General features: G+C 67.0%; 17 protein-coding genes. 3 read left to right on the forward strand and 14 right to left on the reverse strand.

Annotated elements, in window-relative coordinates; all coding sequences use genetic code 11:
- Positions 1-44 precede the first annotated feature (44 nt).
- The 11 genes from ACX1D1_RS11805 to rpsP all read right to left on the reverse strand — a co-directional run bounded on the left by ACX1D1_RS11805 (position 45) and on the right by rpsP (position 8158).
- Positions 45-356, reverse strand: coding sequence for a DUF2469 domain-containing protein (locus tag ACX1D1_RS11805; protein WP_182783763.1), 312 nt, complete (start codon positions 354-356; stop codon positions 45-47).
- On the reverse strand, positions 353-985 hold the full coding sequence (locus ACX1D1_RS11810; RefSeq protein WP_459054677.1) for a ribonuclease HII: 633 nt from the start codon (positions 983-985) through the stop codon (positions 353-355). Before ACX1D1_RS11810 ends, ACX1D1_RS11805 begins: the two co-directional genes overlap by 4 nt.
- Positions 985-1755 (reverse strand): signal peptidase I, encoded by a 771-nt coding sequence (lepB, locus tag ACX1D1_RS11815; protein WP_459054678.1) that lies wholly within the window; start codon positions 1753-1755, stop codon positions 985-987. Before lepB ends, ACX1D1_RS11810 begins: the two co-directional genes overlap by 1 nt.
- Before the next feature lie 133 nt (positions 1756-1888).
- Positions 1889-2239, reverse strand: coding sequence for a 50S ribosomal protein L19 (rplS, locus tag ACX1D1_RS11820; RefSeq protein WP_182799434.1), 351 nt, complete (start codon positions 2237-2239; stop codon positions 1889-1891).
- A 317-nt stretch (positions 2240-2556) separates the two neighbouring features.
- On the reverse strand, positions 2557-3315 hold the full coding sequence (locus ACX1D1_RS11825) for a succinate dehydrogenase/fumarate reductase iron-sulfur subunit (protein ID WP_182783755.1): 759 nt from the start codon (positions 3313-3315) through the stop codon (positions 2557-2559).
- A complete protein-coding gene (locus tag ACX1D1_RS11830) occupies positions 3312-5327 on the reverse strand; it encodes a fumarate reductase/succinate dehydrogenase flavoprotein subunit (protein WP_459054679.1) in 2016 nt (671 codons plus the stop codon). The genes ACX1D1_RS11825 and ACX1D1_RS11830 overlap by 4 nt, the downstream gene beginning before the upstream one ends.
- Positions 5327-5974, reverse strand: coding sequence for a succinate dehydrogenase cytochrome b subunit (locus ACX1D1_RS11835; protein ID WP_370586086.1), 648 nt, complete (start codon positions 5972-5974; stop codon positions 5327-5329). Before ACX1D1_RS11835 ends, ACX1D1_RS11830 begins: the two co-directional genes overlap by 1 nt.
- Positions 5975-6129: 155 nt before the next feature.
- Entirely contained in the window at positions 6130-6837 is a 708-nt protein-coding gene (trmD, locus tag ACX1D1_RS11840; RefSeq protein ID WP_459054680.1) for a tRNA (guanosine(37)-N1)-methyltransferase TrmD, read from the reverse strand.
- On the reverse strand, positions 6834-7370 hold the full coding sequence (rimM, locus tag ACX1D1_RS11845; protein ID WP_459054681.1) for a ribosome maturation factor RimM: 537 nt from the start codon (positions 7368-7370) through the stop codon (positions 6834-6836). Before rimM ends, trmD begins: the two co-directional genes overlap by 4 nt.
- Before the next feature lie 72 nt (positions 7371-7442).
- Positions 7443-7691, reverse strand: coding sequence for an RNA-binding protein (locus tag ACX1D1_RS11850; protein ID WP_182783749.1), 249 nt, complete (start codon positions 7689-7691; stop codon positions 7443-7445).
- A 2-nt stretch (positions 7692-7693) separates the two neighbouring features.
- Positions 7694-8158: a 30S ribosomal protein S16 gene (gene rpsP / locus ACX1D1_RS11855; protein ID WP_182783747.1), complete on the reverse strand. Its 465-nt coding sequence runs from the start codon at positions 8156-8158 to the stop codon at positions 7694-7696.
- Positions 8159-8361: 203 nt separating this feature from the next.
- On the opposite strand from rpsP, the gene ACX1D1_RS11860 reads away from it, so the two are divergent.
- Positions 8362-8706 carry a metallopeptidase family protein gene (locus ACX1D1_RS11860; RefSeq protein WP_182799431.1) on the forward strand — a complete coding sequence of 115 codons (345 nt, stop codon included), beginning with the start codon at positions 8362-8364 and terminating at the stop codon, positions 8704-8706.
- Between the two features lies 1 nt (position 8707).
- Here ACX1D1_RS11860 and ACX1D1_RS11865 read toward each other — a convergent pair whose 3' ends face one another.
- From ACX1D1_RS11865 to ffh, 3 genes are read right to left on the reverse strand one after another with little or no spacing between them, the layout of a single operon-like run.
- A complete protein-coding gene (locus ACX1D1_RS11865; protein ID WP_459054682.1) occupies positions 8708-9934 on the reverse strand; it encodes a S49 family peptidase in 1227 nt (408 codons plus the stop codon).
- Between the two features lie 35 nt (positions 9935-9969).
- Positions 9970-11043 (reverse strand): amidohydrolase family protein, encoded by a 1074-nt coding sequence (locus ACX1D1_RS11870; RefSeq protein WP_182799429.1) that lies wholly within the window; start codon positions 11041-11043, stop codon positions 9970-9972.
- Positions 11044-11051: 8 nt separating this feature from the next.
- Positions 11052-12572, reverse strand: a complete 1521-nt coding sequence (ffh, locus tag ACX1D1_RS11875; RefSeq protein WP_459054683.1) for a signal recognition particle protein — start codon at positions 12570-12572, stop codon at positions 11052-11054.
- A gap of 160 nt (positions 12573-12732) precedes the next feature.
- Between ffh and ACX1D1_RS11880 the strand changes: the two genes are divergently transcribed.
- Together ACX1D1_RS11880 and ACX1D1_RS11885 are read left to right on the forward strand one after the other, a co-directional pair.
- On the forward strand, positions 12733-14265 hold the full coding sequence (locus tag ACX1D1_RS11880; protein WP_459054684.1) for a Re/Si-specific NAD(P)(+) transhydrogenase subunit alpha: 1533 nt from the start codon (positions 12733-12735) through the stop codon (positions 14263-14265).
- A gap of 4 nt (positions 14266-14269) precedes the next feature.
- Positions 14270-15688, forward strand: a complete 1419-nt coding sequence (locus ACX1D1_RS11885) for an NAD(P)(+) transhydrogenase (Re/Si-specific) subunit beta (protein ID WP_182799426.1) — start codon at positions 14270-14272, stop codon at positions 15686-15688.
- Position 15689: the final 1 nt, after the last annotated feature.

The following is a 15689-nucleotide window of genomic DNA, read 5'->3' on the forward strand; positions in this document are numbered from 1 at the left end:
CGGAAGCGACACCACCTCAATCCCGTTATCCACAGGTGGTGGGACTACTGGTTTTCGGGCACCTGCAGATCCGAGTGCGCGATCTCCTCGATGGACACGTCGCGGAACGTCAGCACCTTCGCCGACTTCACGAAGCGGGCCGGGCGGTACATGTCCCACACCCAGGCGTCACCCATGGAGACCTCGTAGTAGACGTCACCGCCCTCAGTGCGCACCTTCAGATCCACGGCGTTGCACAGGTAGAAGCGCCGCTCGGTCTCCACGGCGTAGGTGAAGATGCCCACCACGTCCTTGTACTCGCGGTACAGATCGAGCTCAAGCTTGCTCTCGTATTGTTCTAGATCCTCGGCGCTCATGGTTCCATCACTCTAGCCGTTCTCGACACGTTGTCGAAGCACCACCGGTGGATCGCGGAGGGTCCGTGCCGGTCCAGCGCAGACTGGTGGACCGAGGTGCAATACCCCTTGTGGACGGCGAACCCGTATGCCGGATATGAAGCGTCGTGAGCCACCATGATGCGGTCGCGCGTCACCTTCGCGATGATGGAGGCCGCGCTTACGCAGGCGGCCACCTTGTCCCCCTTCCACATCGCCAGCCCCGGGACGCCCAGTCCATCGACGGCGAATCCGTCGGTCAACACGAAGTTGGGTGCCACATCCAGCCGGCCGACCGCCCGTCGCAGCCCCTGCAGGTCTGCCTGGTGCATGCCCAGACGATCGCACTCATCGGCCTCGACCACCGCCACTGCCACGGCCGTGGCACGGCGGGTGATCTCCTCGAACAATCGTTCGCGCGTCGCCTCGGACAGCACTTTGGAATCATCGAGGCCGACGATCGGGCGGCCCGGGTCCAGAATGACCGCCGCCGCCACAAGCGGACCGGCGCAGGCTCCCCTGCCTGCCTCGTCGGCGCCCGCCACCGGCCCCAGGCCCGCGCGCACCAAAGCCCGCTCGTACCCGTAGGCACCCCGTCCGAGCCGGATCATCAGCAGCCGGGCTCCACATGGATGAGCTCGGGCTCCTCGGGCGCGGGCTCCACGGCAGCCGGGACTTCCGTGAAAGTCTCAGGGAGCGTAAAGGTGGCGAGCCGGTCCAGGGGGGACACGATGGCCACTGCGGCGCCCACCACCTTGCTGGTGGGCACGAAGGCACTCTCCCCCGGGTTCTGCGAGACCTCCGCCAGCCGGCATCGGGAATCAGCCGACGCGTTGCGGTGGTCACCCATCACGAAGAGCCGGTCCGCGGGCACGACGATGTCGAAGGGGACCGTGACCGGCGCCACCTGAATGCCCTCCTCGCTGTAGAGGTAGCCCGTCTCGTCGAGGACCGAGCCGTTGACCTCGATCTTCCCGTCCTCGGTGCTGCGCACATGATCTCCAGGCATCCCGACCACCCGCTTGATCAGGTGTTCGGTGCCGGAGCTGGGCAGCACTCCCACGAACTCGAGCGCGATCTTGACGGGATTGGTCGACGGGGTGCTGGGCCCGAGCCAGGATCCCGGGTCCTCGAACACCACTACGTCGCCGCGCTGGAAGCCACCGAACTTGGCAACAAGTACCCTGTCGTTGACTTTGAGGGTGTTCTCCATGGAGCCGGACGGGATGACGAACATCTGCCCGACGAAGGTGCGCAGGAGCGTGGCGATGACGACTGCGCCGATCAGGATCAGCACGCCCTCGGTGAGCCACCCTAGAAGCATCCGTCCGAAGCTGCGGTGCGCCGGGGCGTCTTCGAGCGAATCGGTCGTCGAGTTCAAGAGTTCAGTCCTTCGGGGGCGGAGCGGCAGGCGCTCCCCAGAGCATACCGCGAGTCCTCACGGGGCCCGGACACGACGAACCGCCGGCGGCCACGGGCCACCGGCGGTTGCATTGCTCGAAGGGAGTGAGCGCTCAGTAGCGCTTCTCCTTGATCTTGGCGGCCTTGCCGCGCAGGCCGCGCAGGTAGTACAGCTTGGCACGACGCACGTCTCCGCGGCGCTCAACCTCGATCTTCTCGATGATGGGGCTGTGCAGCGGGAAGGTGCGCTCGACGCCGACGCCGAAGCTCACCTTGCGGACCGTGAACGCCTCCTGGACGTCACCGGCGTTGCGTGCGATGACGACGCCCGCGAAGACCTGCACGCGGGATCGCGCGCCCTCGACGACCTTGACGTGCACCTTCACCGAGTCACCGGCGCGGAAGTCCGGGATGTCGTCGCGAAGCGAGGCCTTGTTGACCTGCTGGATCAGCTGGTTGGTCATGTGTGAACCCTTCCGTCAGTGCCACAGGTCACCGCGGTTTGATCTGACCGGACGGCCACAGACAGTCCCCCAGTGGCAGGAGCTGCGACGAATCCGGGCTGCCCGGGTATGGGCAACGACTAGTCATTATGGCAGACGACGACGAGGCCGGAAAATTCGCCCCTCTCCCCTGCCTCCAGAGCGGCGACTGAGGTGGACTGAGCATCACGAAGGGCCCGGGCTGAGTGCCCGGGCCCCTCGCGATTGTTTCGATGCGGACTCGCCTGGCGGCTCGTCCTTACTCAACCTGAGTTTCTGTCGCTTTCAGCGGCAGAAACTCACTTCCCGTCCTTCTTGAACATGGCGGAGATCAGGTCCCTGTTGAGCGCCGAGATCGACTCCAGCGGGATGCCCTTGGGGCACACCGCGGCGCATTCGCCGATGTTGGTGCAGTTGCCGAAGCCCTCTTCGTCGTGCTGCGCCACCATGGACTTCACCCGGCGGTACCGCTCGGGCTGGCCCTGGGGCAGCATCGCCAGGTGCATGATCTTCGCCGCGGTGAAGAGCATGGCGGAGCTGTTGGGACAGGCCGCGACACACGCGCCACAACCGATGCAGGTGGCATTGTCGAAAGCCACGTCGGCCTCCCGCTTCGGGGCGGGAGTGGCGTGGGCGTCCGGCGCCGAGCCGGTGTTGGAGGAGATGAAACCGCCGGCCTGGATGATCCGGTCGAACGAGGTGCGGTCGACAGCGAGGTCCTTCAGCACCGGGAAGGCGCCCGCCCGCCACGGCTCGATGTCGATGGTGGCCCCATCGGCGAACGAGCGCATGTGCAACTGGCAGGTGGTGGTCCGGACACCCTCCGGGGCGCCGTGGGCGATGCCGTTGATGACGACGCCGCACATGCCGCAGATACCCTCGCGACAGTCGTGGTCGAAGGCCACCGGCTCCTCGTTGCGTTGGGTGAGGTTCTCGTTGAGCAGATCAAGCATCTCCAGGAAGGACATGTCGTCCGACACGCCGTCCAGGTCGTACTCGACCATCCGGCCGGCTGCACCCGGGCCGGCCTGACGCCAGATACGTAGCTTGAGCTTCACTTGTAACTCCGTTGCTTCAGTTCGATTGCCTTGTAGATCAGCGGCTCACGGTGCAGCACGGGCTTGCCGCCCTCGCCGCCCCATTCCCAGGCGCCGACGTAGAGGTACTCGTCGTCGTGACGCAGCGCCTCTCCCTCTTCGGTCTGAGACTCGCCGCGGAAGTGACCGCCACACGACTCACGCCGGTGCAGGGCGTCGACACACATGAGTTCGCCGAGCTCGAAGAAGTCCGCCACGCGACCCGCGCGCTCGAGGGCCTGGTTGAAGTCCTCGTTGACGCCGGTGACGCGCACGTTCTTCCAATAGTCGGCCTTGAGGTCCTGGATGAGGCCGATGGCCTTCTTCAGGCCCTCGTCGGTGCGGTACATGCCGCAGTACTCCCACATGATGTGGCCGAGTTCCTTGTGGTACGAGTCCACCGACCGGGTGCCCTGGATGGACAGCAGCGTGTCGATCCGTTCCTGGGCAGACTCCCGCGCCTCGACGACGGCGGGGTGATCATCGGCGACCTTGTCGAACGGTGCGTCGGCCAGGTAATCGTTGATCGTGTTCGGAAGGACGAAGTAGCCGTCGGCCAGGCCCTGCATGAGCGCCGAGGCACCCAGGCGGTTGGCGCCGTGGTCCGAGAAGTTGGCCTCACCGGTGACGTACAGGCCGGTGATGGACGACTGCAGATCGTAATCCACCCAGAGCCCGCCCATGGTGTAGTGCACGGCCGGATAGATGCGCATCGGCGTTTCGTAGGGATTTTCACCCGTGATCTGCGCGTACATGTCGAAGAGGTTGCCGTACTTGTTCTCCACCGTCTTCTGGCCCATGCGGTTGATCGCATCGGAGAAGTCGAGGTAGACGCCACGGCGGACCTGGCGTTCGGTGCCGTCGGCATCGCGCTCAGTGACGGCCGGACCCACGCCGCGACCCTCGTCGCACATGTTCTTGGCCTGCCGCGACGCGATGTCGCGCGGAACCAGGTTGCCGAATGACGGGTAGATCCGCTCCAGGTAGTAGTCGCGGTCCTCCTCGGCGATCTGGCGGGGATCCTTCGCGCAGTCCTCTGCCCGCTTGGGCACCCAGATGCGGCCGTCGTTGCGCAGCGACTCAGACATCAGCGTGAGCTTGGACTGGGTGTCGCCGTGCACCGGGATGCACGTTGGGTGGATCTGGGTGTAGCACGGGTTGGCGAAGTACGCGCCCTTGCGGTGCGCGCGCCAGGTGGCCGTCACGTTGCAGCCCATGGCGTTGGTGGAGAGGAAGAAGACGTTGCCGTAACCACCGGTGGCGAGCACCACCGCGTCGGCTGTCCAGGTCTCGACCTTGCCGTTGATCATGTTGCGCGTGACGATGCCGCGGGCACGACCGTCGACGACGATGATCTCCACCATCTCGTGGCGGGCGTACATCTTGACGGTGCCGGCCGCAATCTGGCGTTCCAGCTGCTGGTAGACACCGATGAGGAGCTGCTGACCCGTCTGCCCGCGGGCGTAGAAGGTGCGCTGCACCTGCACACCGCCGAACGAGCGGGTGTCCAGCAGGCCGCCGTACTCGCGGGCGAAGGGGACGCCCTGGGCGACGCACTGGTCGATGATGTTGGCCGAGACCTCAGCGAGCCGATACACGTTGGTTTCGCGGGCGCGGTAGTCGCCACCCTTGACCGTGTCGTAGAACAGGCGGTGCGTGGAGTCGTTGTCGTTGCGGTAGTTCTTGGCGGCGTTGATGCCACCTTGAGCCGCGATCGAGTGGGCGCGACGAGGGCTGTCCTGGTAACAGAAGTTGAGGACGTTGTAGCCCGCCTCGCCGAGCGTCGCGGCAGCAGCGCCGCCGGCAAGGCCGGTACCGACGATGATGACGCTGAGCTTGCGGCGGTTGGCCGGGTTCACCAGGCGGGCCTGGAACTGCCGGGTCTTCCACACCTTGTCGATGTCGACGCCGGTGGGCGCCTTCGTATCTGCGATATCCGCGCCCTCGACCCAGTGCTGGGTGCTGACGGCAGGAGCGGTGGTGGTTGCGGTCATCAGATACCAACTCCAAAGAGAACGGCCAGAGGCATGATCATGAAGCCGACGAAGAGGACGACGGCCACGATCATGGCCAGGGCGTTGAGCACTGAACGGGTCTGGGCGCTGGTGTTGCCGCCCAGCGTCGTGAAGGCGCTCCAGAAGCCGTGGCGGATGTGCATGCAGATGAGCACCATGCACACCGCGTACAGCGCCACCATCCACCACTGCTCGAACGCTGCCAGCACCATGGTGTGCGGCTCGTCGGCGCTGCCGCCGAAGGATCCGGGCACGATCGTGAACTGGATGAGGTGGAAGATGAGGAACGCCGCGACGATGATCCCGCCCCAGCGCATGGTGCGCGAGGAGTAGGTCTGCACCTTCTTCTGGCTGTTGACGTACTTCGTGCCACGGTTGCGACGCGTTTCCATGGAGAGCGTGTAGGCGGACCAGATGTGAAGGATCACGGAGAGGACAAGGGCGGACCGGAAGATCCAGATGAACCATCCGGCCGGAAGGACGGGATAAAGGATTCCGCCGTCTTCGGTGGTCCCCTTCAGCCAGTGGGCATAGTGATCGAAGGCCTCGGGACCGAGGAACATCTTCAAATTGCCGTACATGTGCACGAGGAGGAAGGCGATCATGATCAAGCCGGTCACTGCCATGATGACCTTCTTGACGACCGTGCTTCGCAACGCCCGTTGATGAATGGTGAGTGTTGTTGCCACGGACCCCACTGTAGCCAAACCAGCAAGCCTGCGGGCATCGGGGTTCGGTTACCGAAGGCGCGATTAGCTAGGCCATTTACGTGCCGCTTCGCTCACGAAATGTCGTCAGCGAGCAGGTCCGGACGGCGCTCGATCGTCCGCCGGACCGCCTGCTCACGTCGCCACTCCTCGATGAGGCCGTGATGGCCGCTCAGCAACACCGCCGGGACCGCACGATCCCGCCAGACGGGCGGCTTGGTGTAGTTGGGATACTCCAGCAGGCGCTGATGGCCATCCGAGTGTGACTCCTCCACCAGCGAGGCGGGGTTGCCCAGGACGCCGGGCAGCAGACGCACGACGGCCTCGACGATGGCCAGGGTGGCCACCTCTCCGCCGTTGAGGACGTAGTCGCCGAGCGAGACCTCCACCACGTCGTAGCGCTCCGCGCAGTGGTCGATCACCCGCTGGTCGATGCCCTCATAGCGACCGCACGCGAAGACGAGTCTCTCCCGTGACGCCAGCTCGTAGGCGGTGGCCTGCGTGAACGGGGTGCCGGTGGGCGTGGGCACCACCACCGTCATCGGCAGCGGCGACGCCACCTCAAGGGCGTCGAACGCCTCCCCCCACGGCTCGGGCTTCATCACCATGCCCGCACCCCCGCCGTAGGGGGTGTCGTCGGTGGTGTGATGACGGTCATGTGTCCACTGGCGGAGGTCGTGGACCGCCAGATCGACCAGACCTGAGCTGATGGCCTTGCCCACGAGACTCAGGCGGAGAGGCGCGAAGTACTCCGGGAAGATCGTGACGACGTCGAGCCTCATTCGATGTCCTCGAGGAGGCCGCCGACCTCCGCGAGCCGCACGTGACCGGCGGCGAGGTCCACCTCGGGCACCAGTGCGGCGACGAACGGGATCAGCCGCTCCCCGCCGTCGACGGCGACCTCCAGCACATCCTGCGCGGGGAGATGCAGCACATCGGTGACGGTGCCCACCTGGCTGCCGGTGTGGTCCAGGACTCTGAGCCCCACCAGGTGTCGGTCGAAGAACTCCTCGGGCTCGCTGGGGCGCTCCTCGGCAGGAACCCGCGTGGCCAGCACCTGCCCGGTGAGCGCCTCGACGGCCGTCCGGTCCGGGTACCCGGCGAAGGTCAGCATCAGCCGTCCCCGGTTCCACCGCACCGTGGCGATTTCTACGCTGCGCCCCGTGTCCCCGAGGAGCAGTGTGGCGCCGGCCGTGAAACGTCGAACGGGCTCGTCGGTCCGCAGGTCGATGAATACCTCGCCGCCCAGGCCGTGCGCACGGCCGATCCTGCCGACGGTCACCTCCACCATGTCCTGCACGGGGTTCTCCTTCACTCAGCCCGCCTCGTGCGGGGATGACGATGCCCCGGACCCGTGGGGGTGCCGGGGCATCGATTCACATGATGGTCAGGGCCGACGGGGTCGGTCCACGTCCACAAAGTCCACGCGGACGCTCTCCTTGCCGGCGAGCGCCGCGACCACGGTGCGCAGGGACTGCGCGGTGCGACCCTGGCGGCCGATCACCTTGCCGACGTCCTCCGGGTGCACCCGCACCTCCAGAAGGCGTCCGCGGCGCAGGTCCTTGTCCTTGACACTCACCTCGTCAGGATGCGAGACGATCCCAGCGACGAGGTGTTCAAGTGCCTCGGCGAGCACGCTCACGCCTCTTCGGCAGGAGCCTCGGCCTCGGCGGCCGGAGCGGCCTCAGCCTCGGCGGACGCGGCCTTCGCAGCGGCCTCGTCGGCCTTCTTCTTCGCCTTGGAGATGGCGGGTGAGGTGGCGCCGCTGTCCTCGGCCAGGGCCTTGGCGAACTCGGCCTCACGGTCCCGCCGCTCAGGCTGGGGATCGACACCGGACGGGGACTTATCGCCGGAGAACTGCTGCCAGTCTCCGGTGCGCTTGAACAGCGCGACGACGGCTTCCGTGGGCTGGGCGCCGACAGAGAGCCAGTACTGGGCACGCTCGGAGTCGACGCGGATCACGGACGGATCATTCTTCGGGTGGTACAGGCCGATCTCCTCGATGGCCTTACCCTCACGCTTGGCGCGCGAGTCGATGACGATGATGCGGTAGTGGGGCGAGCGAATCTTGCCGAGCCGCTTAAGGCGAATCTTGGTGGCCACGGGTGTGGGTTCTCCTGTTGATGAATGCGTCTGCCAGCAGACGATGTGGATGGACGCCCTCGACGTGTGGGGCACGGCGCGGACAAACCTAGGGGCCTCAACGCTCGGATGAGAGGGCCCGGGCAAAGAGGTGCACCCGACATTGTGCCAGATCAGCGCGCGACGACCAATCCTCGGCGCAGCCGGCACGTAGCATCGGAGCCGTGGACATCTCCGAATCCGACTTCGACGCGGTTGTCGAGGAGGCCCTCGACGCCCTCCCCGAGCAGCTGGTCACCGGCCTGGACAATCTCATCTTCGTAGTCGAGGACGAACCGGAGGACGGCTCCGACTCGCTGGGCTGGTACGAGGGAACCGCGCTGACTGAGCGCGACCAGTACGGCTACGGGCAGCTGCCGGACCGGATCGTCCTCTTCCGCGGACCCTTGAGCCGGATGTGCCGCACAGCCGACGAACTCTACGACGAAGTTTGGATCACCCTGGTGCACGAGCTGGGCCACTATCACGGCATCGACGAAGAGGCCCTGCACTCACTGGGCTGGGGCTGACCTAGCCGCAGTAGACCTCGAGGCTTCCCGCAAGCGCCAACGGCTGGGAGGGACGACAGAGAGCGGGGCTGAGCGCGGGCACGATGCCCTCCCCGGTCAGCACCGCCGGCGCAGCCCCGAACGGTCGCTCCACCCCGAGGAACACCTCCCACGAGCTCGGTTGCCGGACGGCCTCGACTCGGGTGTCCTCCGGATCCAGCCCCGCGGCCTCCGCGGCATGCCTGAAGAACTCGTCGCGTCCCAACACGCCGTCGATCAGCCCGTACTCCTGCGCGCGCTCCGAATCATAGAGGTGCGCCCCGATCTGATCGCGGATCGCGGACTCGGTGATGTCACGGTGCTGCGCGACGTGCGCCACGAAGGCGTCATACTCGGTGGCGAGGCCCGCCGTGTAGATGGCGCGCTCCTCGTCGGTCATCGGACGGAAGGGGTTGCCGAAGTCCTTGCCCTCCCCCTGCGACAGGTATTCACTGGTGATGCCTCCAGTGGTGGTCACACCGGACTCGAACAGGGTCCCGCTGGTGGCGATCACGTCCGTGTACTGGTCGAACGGGCCGAAGATGACCCCGATGGAGCCCACCAGCGCACCGTGATCGACGATGATCTCGTCGGCTGGCGCCGTCGCGTAGACCCCGCCCGAGGCCGAGATGGAACTCACATGGACCAGAACCTTCTGCCCGGTGCGCTCCTGGTATCTCACCACCGCGTCACTGACGGCGCGCGAGCCCGCGATACTCCCTCCCGGGGTGTTGACGAGCAGCACCACGCCGGCTGCGTCGTCGACCGTCAGCTCATCGAGCTGGGAGGCGATCTCGTAGCCGTACGATCCCGCGCTGAGCAGGGCACCATCCGACGCGTCGGCCATGATGGGCCCCGATACCGGGATGGCGCGGAGGCTCTGGCTCCCGTCGCCCCAGATGGTGGCCAGCTGGGTGGTGGCGACGCCGCTGGCGGTCGACACGAGGGTGAGGGAGCCGATGATCGTCATGGCGCCGAGCACCACGGCCATGAGCAGGGACGCCGCCCCGAGGCCCAGTCCGATGCCGGCTCCGATGCCGAACCCGCGCCCGAACCCGCTCGGCTGCTTCGGCGCGGGCGCAAATTGCGGACCGGCCGGTTGCCGCGGCGGCTGCTGCTCTGGCGGCTTGGGGGGCGATGCGGGCTGAGGCAGATCGGCTGAGCGCTGCTCCACGCTGGGCGGCGGGAACGACTGGCTGGGGTCGGACACTTGGGCCTCCTTCGGTCAGCCGCCAGACTACCCAGTCAGCCGACCATCCTGCCCCGCAGGATCAGCGCGAGAGGACGACGGAGGGTGGTGAGGTCCTCCCGTGGATCGGCGTCGAGCACGATGAGATCGGCGCTTGCCCCCGGCGTGAGGGTGTCGGCACCCAGCCATGCCCTGGCGCGCCAGCTGGCGGCACCGAGCGCGAATTCGGTGCCGCCGAGCTCGGCCAGCGCCTCCACCTCGTCGCGGATCCGGCCGTGCTCGACGACGGTGCCCGCGTCGGTTCCGGCGAACACCGAGACACCTGCCTCGATGGCCGCACCGATGGTCTGCTTGCGCCGGGCATAGAGGTCCATCATGTGCGTGTAGTAGCTGGGGAACTTCTCGCGGGCGGGGGTGGCGTATCGCGGGAAATTGTCCAGGTTGATCATCGTTGGCACCAGCGCCGTGCCCCGCTCCGCCATCTGCGCGATCCCCTCATCGGAGAGCCCGGTCCCGTGCTCGATGCAGTCGATGCCAGCCTCGACCAGCTCGTGGACCGACTGCTCGCCGAAGCAGTGTGCGGTGACGCGCGCGCCCTCCTCGTGCGCGGCCGCGATCGCCGCGGCCGCGACATCGGCCGGCCACAGGGGGGCCAGGTCGCCGACGGAGCGCTCGATCCAGTCCCCCACCAGCTTGACCCACCCGTCGCCGTCTCGCGCCTCATGGCGGACCTGCTCGACGAGCTGCTCCGGCTCGACCTCGACGCCGAGATAGCGGATGTAGCGCAGCGGCCTCGCCACGTGTCGCCCAGAACGGATCAGCCGCGGCAGTTCGGGGGCCTGCTGCATCCACCGAGTGTTCGACGGAGAGCCGGCGTCGCGGATGAGCATGGTGCCCGCCGCCAGGTCCGTCTCCGCCTGGCCCCGCGCCGTCTCCGCGCTGACGGCACCCTGGGGTCCCAGCCCGATGTGGCAGTGGGCGTCGACCAGCCCGGGGATCACCCAGGCGTCCGTGGCGACGGTGTCTGCCCCCGAGACCGGTTCGTGCGAGATCACGCCGTCGGCGATCCACGCCTCCCGCGGTTCTTCATCGGGGAGGAAGGTCCCTGTGAGATGGAGCGCTGCCCCCATGGTGACTCCTAGAACTTCGGCTTGTTCTCGTTGAACATCTTCTGCAGGTCCGGCGGCAACTGGAAGTCGTCGAGGGACTGCGGGATCTGCGGCTGCTGCGCGGGTTGTTGGCGCACGCCCTTGGGGCCCTTGCGCTGCTGCTTCCTCTGCTGCTGCTTCTTCTGCTGGGCCCGGCGTCCGCCCCCGATGGCGGGCGCCCCCGGCATACCTCCCATCCCTGGCATGCCGCCGCCGGCCATGGCCTCCATCATCTTGCGGGCCTCGACGAAGCGGTTGACCAGCTTGTTGACCTCGGATACCTGGACCCCCGCACCTTTGGCGATGCGGGAGCGGCGCGAACCGTTGAGGATGGAGACGTCGTCGCGCTCCTTCGGCGTCATCGAATAGATGATCGCCTCGATGCGGTCGATCTCCTTCTCGTCGATGTCGTTGATGGCCTCCTTGAACTGACCTGCCCCAGGCAGCATGCCGAGGATCTTCGACATGGGGCCCATCTTGCGCAGCTGCTGCATCTGACCCAGGAAGTCCTGCAGGCCGAACTTGTTCCTGCCCATCAACTTCTCGGCCGCGGCGCGCGATTCCTCGGCGTCGAAGGTCTTCTCCGCCTGTTCGATCAGGGTGAGGACGTCGCCCATGCCGAGGATCCGAGAGGCCATCCGGTCCGGATGGAATCTGTCGAAGTCCGTCAGGCCCTCGCCGCTGGAGGCGAACATGACCGGCTTGCCCAGCACCCGCGCGATGGACAGGGCGGCGCCACCGCGGGCATCGCCGTCGAGCTTGGTGAGGACCACGCCATCCACGCCCACGCCCTCGTCGAAGGCCTTGGCGGTGTTGACGGCGTCCTGGCCGATCATGGCGTCAACCACGAACAGCGTCTCGTCCGGGTTGACCGCGGCCTTGATGTCGGCCGCCTGACGCATCAGCTCCTGGTCGATGCCGAGCCGGCCGGCGGTGTCGACGATCACCACGTCGTAGAGCTTCGCCTCTGCATGGACAATGGCACGCCGGGCCACGTCGACGGGGTCCCCCACGCCGTTGCCGGGCTCCGGCGCGAACACGTGGACCCCTGCGCGCTGACCCACGATCTGGAGCTGGTTGACCGCGTTGGGCCGCTGCAGGTCCGCCGCCACGAGCAGCGGTGTGTGCTGCTCAGACTTCAGCCACCTGGCCAGCTTGCCGGCCAGGGTTGTCTTGCCTGCTCCCTGGAGGCCGGCCAGCATGATCACCGTGGGCGGGCGCTTGGCGAATCTGAGTGCCCGCGCCTCGCCCCCGAGGATGCTGACAAGCTCCTCGTTGACGAACTTGATGATCTGCTGAGAGGGGTTCAGCGCCTTGGACAGCTCCGCCTCGAGGGAGCGCGTCTTGACCGCCGCGACGAACTCCTTGACGACCCCCAGGTTGACGTCTGCCTCGAGCAACGCGATGCGGATCTCGCGCATCGTTGCGTCGATGTCGGCCTCGGTGAGCCGCCCCTTGGAGCGCAACCCCTTGAATACCGACGACAGCCGGTCCTGCAGAGTGTCGAACACTGATCTGAGCCCTTCGAAGATGTGTGAACCGCACCAGGATAGGCGAGGCGGCCAGGTTCAGCGCGCCCGGCGCCCCAGGCACCCCCAGCCGGGACATCCCGACGCCGGACCGTTAGGCTCCCTTGAGGATCGCACCGGCACCGGCGAAAGGAACCCACGCATGAGGATCGGCATTCCCAATGAGTCCCCAGGGACGCGGGTGGCCGCGACGCCGGTCACGGTGTCGGCTCTGCTGAAGCTCGGCTACGACGTGGCCGTGGAGACCGGGGCCGGCATGCTCGCCGCGCTGCCGGACAGCGCATACGAGGAGGCCGGTGCTGCCGTCGTCGGATCGGAGACGGCCTGGTCCTCGGACATCGTCGCCATGGCCGGCGAGCCGACGGCTGCCCAGTTGGAGCGGCTCCACCCCGGCCAGCTGCTGATCGGATTCCTGCACCCGCGGACAGGCACAGACCTGGTGGAGGCACTGGCTGCCCGGGGAGTGACCGCCCTGTCGATGGACATGGTGCCGCGGATCTCCCGCGCACAGTCGCTCGACGCGCTCAGCTCGATGGCCAACATCGCCGGATACCGCGCCGTCATCGAAGCCAGCCACGCGTTCGGCCGCTTCTTCGCCGGACAGGTCACCGCCGCAGGCAAGGTCTCCCCGGCGAAGGTGTTCGTCATCGGCACTGGTGTCGCGGGCCTGGCCGCCATCGGCACCGCCGGCAACCTCGGCGCCGAGGTCACCGCCACCGATGTGCGGCCCGAGACGGCCGAGCAGGTGGAATCCATGGGGGGCAGATTCCTGGCCGTCGCGGCGACAGATCAGGGAATCTCATCCGACGGGTACGCCAAGGCCACCACCGCCGATTACGCCGCGCGCGCTGCGGAACTGTACGCGAAGCAGGCCCGCGACGTCGACGTCATCATCACCACCGCGGCCATCCCGGGGCGACCCTCACCCAAGCTGATCACCGCGGAGATGGTCGCCTCGATGCGCCCCGGAAGCGTGATCGTGGATCTGGCCGCCAGCGGCGGCGGAAACTGCGAGCTGACCCGGCCGGGTGAGTCCTACGTGACAGACGGCGGGGTCCACATCGTGGGGTACACAGACCTCGCGAGCCGGCTCCCGGGGCAGGCCTCGCAGCTCTACGGCACCAATGTCGTCAATCTCATGAAACTGCTCACCCCTGGCAAGGACGGCGTCGCCCAGCTGGACTTCGACGATGAGGTCCACCGCCAGATGACGGTGACGCGCGACGGGGAGGTCACGTTCCCGCCCCCGCCGATCGAAGTGTCGGTGGCACCGGTCAAGGCCGCCGGCGCGGTGGTCCCGGCTGCGCCCGCCGCTCCGCCCCCACCACCGGACCAGTGGTCCCGCTTCCGCGGCGTGCTGCTCGCGGTGGGGGTGTGGCTGCTTCTGACACTGATTCTCCCGGGCGGATTCCTGTCCAGCATTCTGGTGTTCGGCCTCGCCTGCGTGGTGGGCTACTACGTGATCTGGGGTGTACAGCCGGCGCTCTACACGCCACTGATGAGCGTGTCCAACGCAATTTCAGGCATCACGATCGTCGGCGCGATCACACAGCTGACCTCGGACCTGCTGCACGTCCAACTCCTCGCCTTCGTCGCCATCGTCCTGGCCGGGATCAACTGTGTCGGCGGGTTCTCCATCACCCACCGCATGCTCGCCATGTTCCAGAGGAGCTGACCAAATGCTGTCCAACATCGTCTTCGGAAGCTACATTGCCGCCGCCCTCCTGTTCATCCTGGGGATCGTCGGGCTGGGCAAGCAGGAGACCGCGCGCAGCGGCAATGTCTACGGCATGGTCGGCATGACCCTCGCGGTGGTGGCCACGATCATCCACACGTTCGCCCAGCGGTGGGACACCACCGGCTTCATCCTGCTTGCCGTGGGGCTCGTCATCGCCTTCGCCGTCGGGCTCATGTACTCGGCGCGCGTGGCCATGACGGGGCTGCCGGGCCTGGTCGCGCTGTTCAACGCATTCGGTGGGCAGGCCTCCGCCCTGGTCGGCATCAACGCCTCCCTCGGTGTGGACAACTATCCCGTCCTCACGGACCAGATCGTCCACGGCGTTGAGGTCTGGCTCGCGGTCTTCGTCGGCTCGCTCACCTTCTCCGGGTCGGTGGTCGCCTTCGGGAAGCTCGGCGGGAGGATCACCTCCAAACCGCTGACGGTGCCTGCCCGCGGCGTGGTCATGGCCATCCTGGGAGTAGGTCTCCTCGGATCGCTGGGATGGCACCTGGCCAGCCCCAATCTCTGGGCGCTGATCATCACCCACGTGCTTGGCTATGTGGTCGGGATCATCATGGTGATGGCCATCGGCGGTGCGGACATGCCCGTCGTGGTCAGCTTCCTCAACTCCTTCTCGGGTTGGGCGGGCGCTCTCTCAGGATTTGCGATCGGATCGGATCTGCTCGTGGTCGCGGGGACCATCGTCGGCATGTCGGGCATCATCCTCTCGATCGTCATGGCTCGCGGCATGAACCGCTCGATCGCCAACGTCCTGCTGGGCGGCTTCGGCACCGCGGACTCCACCGGCACGCAGGTGGCGCTCCTGGACGCCGACGGCAACCCACGTCAAGCCATCAGCGCCGACGCGGAGGAAGTGGCCGGGTGGCTCCGCGACGCTGACTCCGTGGTCATCGCGCCTGGCTACGGCATGGCGGTCGCGCAGGCCCAGCACCCTGTCGCCGAGCTGACGCGGCGGCTGATCGCGCAGGGCAAGACAGTGCGCTTCGCGATCCATCCCGTTGCTGGGCGCCTGCCCGGCCACATGAACGTGCTCCTCGCCGAGGCCAGGGTTCCCTACGACATCGTCCTTGAAATGGACGAGATCAACGACGACTTCCCGCGCACGGACGTGGTACTGGTCATCGGCGCCAACGACACGGTCAACCCGGCAGCCATGGAGCCCGGGCTGCCCATCTCCGGCATGCCGGTCCTGCACGTGTGGGAGGCGCGGCAGGTGGTGGTGTTCAAGCGCTCCATGGGAGCCGGCTACTCCGGCGTGGAGAATCCGTTGTTCTTCAACGAGAACACGGCGATGCTGTTCGGGGATGCGAAGGGAAGCGCCGACGCCCTGGTTGCCGCGGTCGGGGCCGCGGTCTGAC

The sequence above is a fragment of the Tessaracoccus luoxuelianae genome (assembly GCF_054483915.1).

Bases quoted from the DNA above. Each gene is read 5' to 3' on its own strand.
- ACX1D1_RS11805 (WP_182783763.1), bottom strand. From the start codon at position 356: ATGAGCGCCGAGGATCTAGAACAATACGAGAGCAAGCTTGAGCTCGAT.
- ACX1D1_RS11810 (WP_459054677.1), bottom strand. From the start codon at position 985: ATGATCCGGCTCGGACGGGGTGCCTACGGGTACGAGCGGGCTTTGGTG.
- rplS (WP_182799434.1), bottom strand. From the start codon at position 2,239: ATGACCAACCAGCTGATCCAGCAGGTCAACAAGGCCTCGCTTCGCGAC.
- ACX1D1_RS11830 (WP_459054679.1), bottom strand. From the start codon at position 5,327: ATGACCGCAACCACCACCGCTCCTGCCGTCAGCACCCAGCACTGGGTC.
- ACX1D1_RS11835 (WP_370586086.1), bottom strand. From the start codon at position 5,974: ATGGCAGTGACCGGCTTGATCATGATCGCCTTCCTCCTCGTGCACATG.
- trmD (WP_459054680.1), bottom strand. From the start codon at position 6,837: ATGAGGCTCGACGTCGTCACGATCTTCCCGGAGTACTTCGCGCCTCTC.
- ACX1D1_RS11870 (WP_182799429.1), bottom strand. From the start codon at position 11,043: ATGGGGGCAGCGCTCCATCTCACAGGGACCTTCCTCCCCGATGAAGAA.
- ACX1D1_RS11880 (WP_459054684.1), top strand. From the start codon at position 12,733: ATGAGGATCGGCATTCCCAATGAGTCCCCAGGGACGCGGGTGGCCGCG.
- ACX1D1_RS11885 (WP_182799426.1), top strand. From the start codon at position 14,270: ATGCTGTCCAACATCGTCTTCGGAAGCTACATTGCCGCCGCCCTCCTG.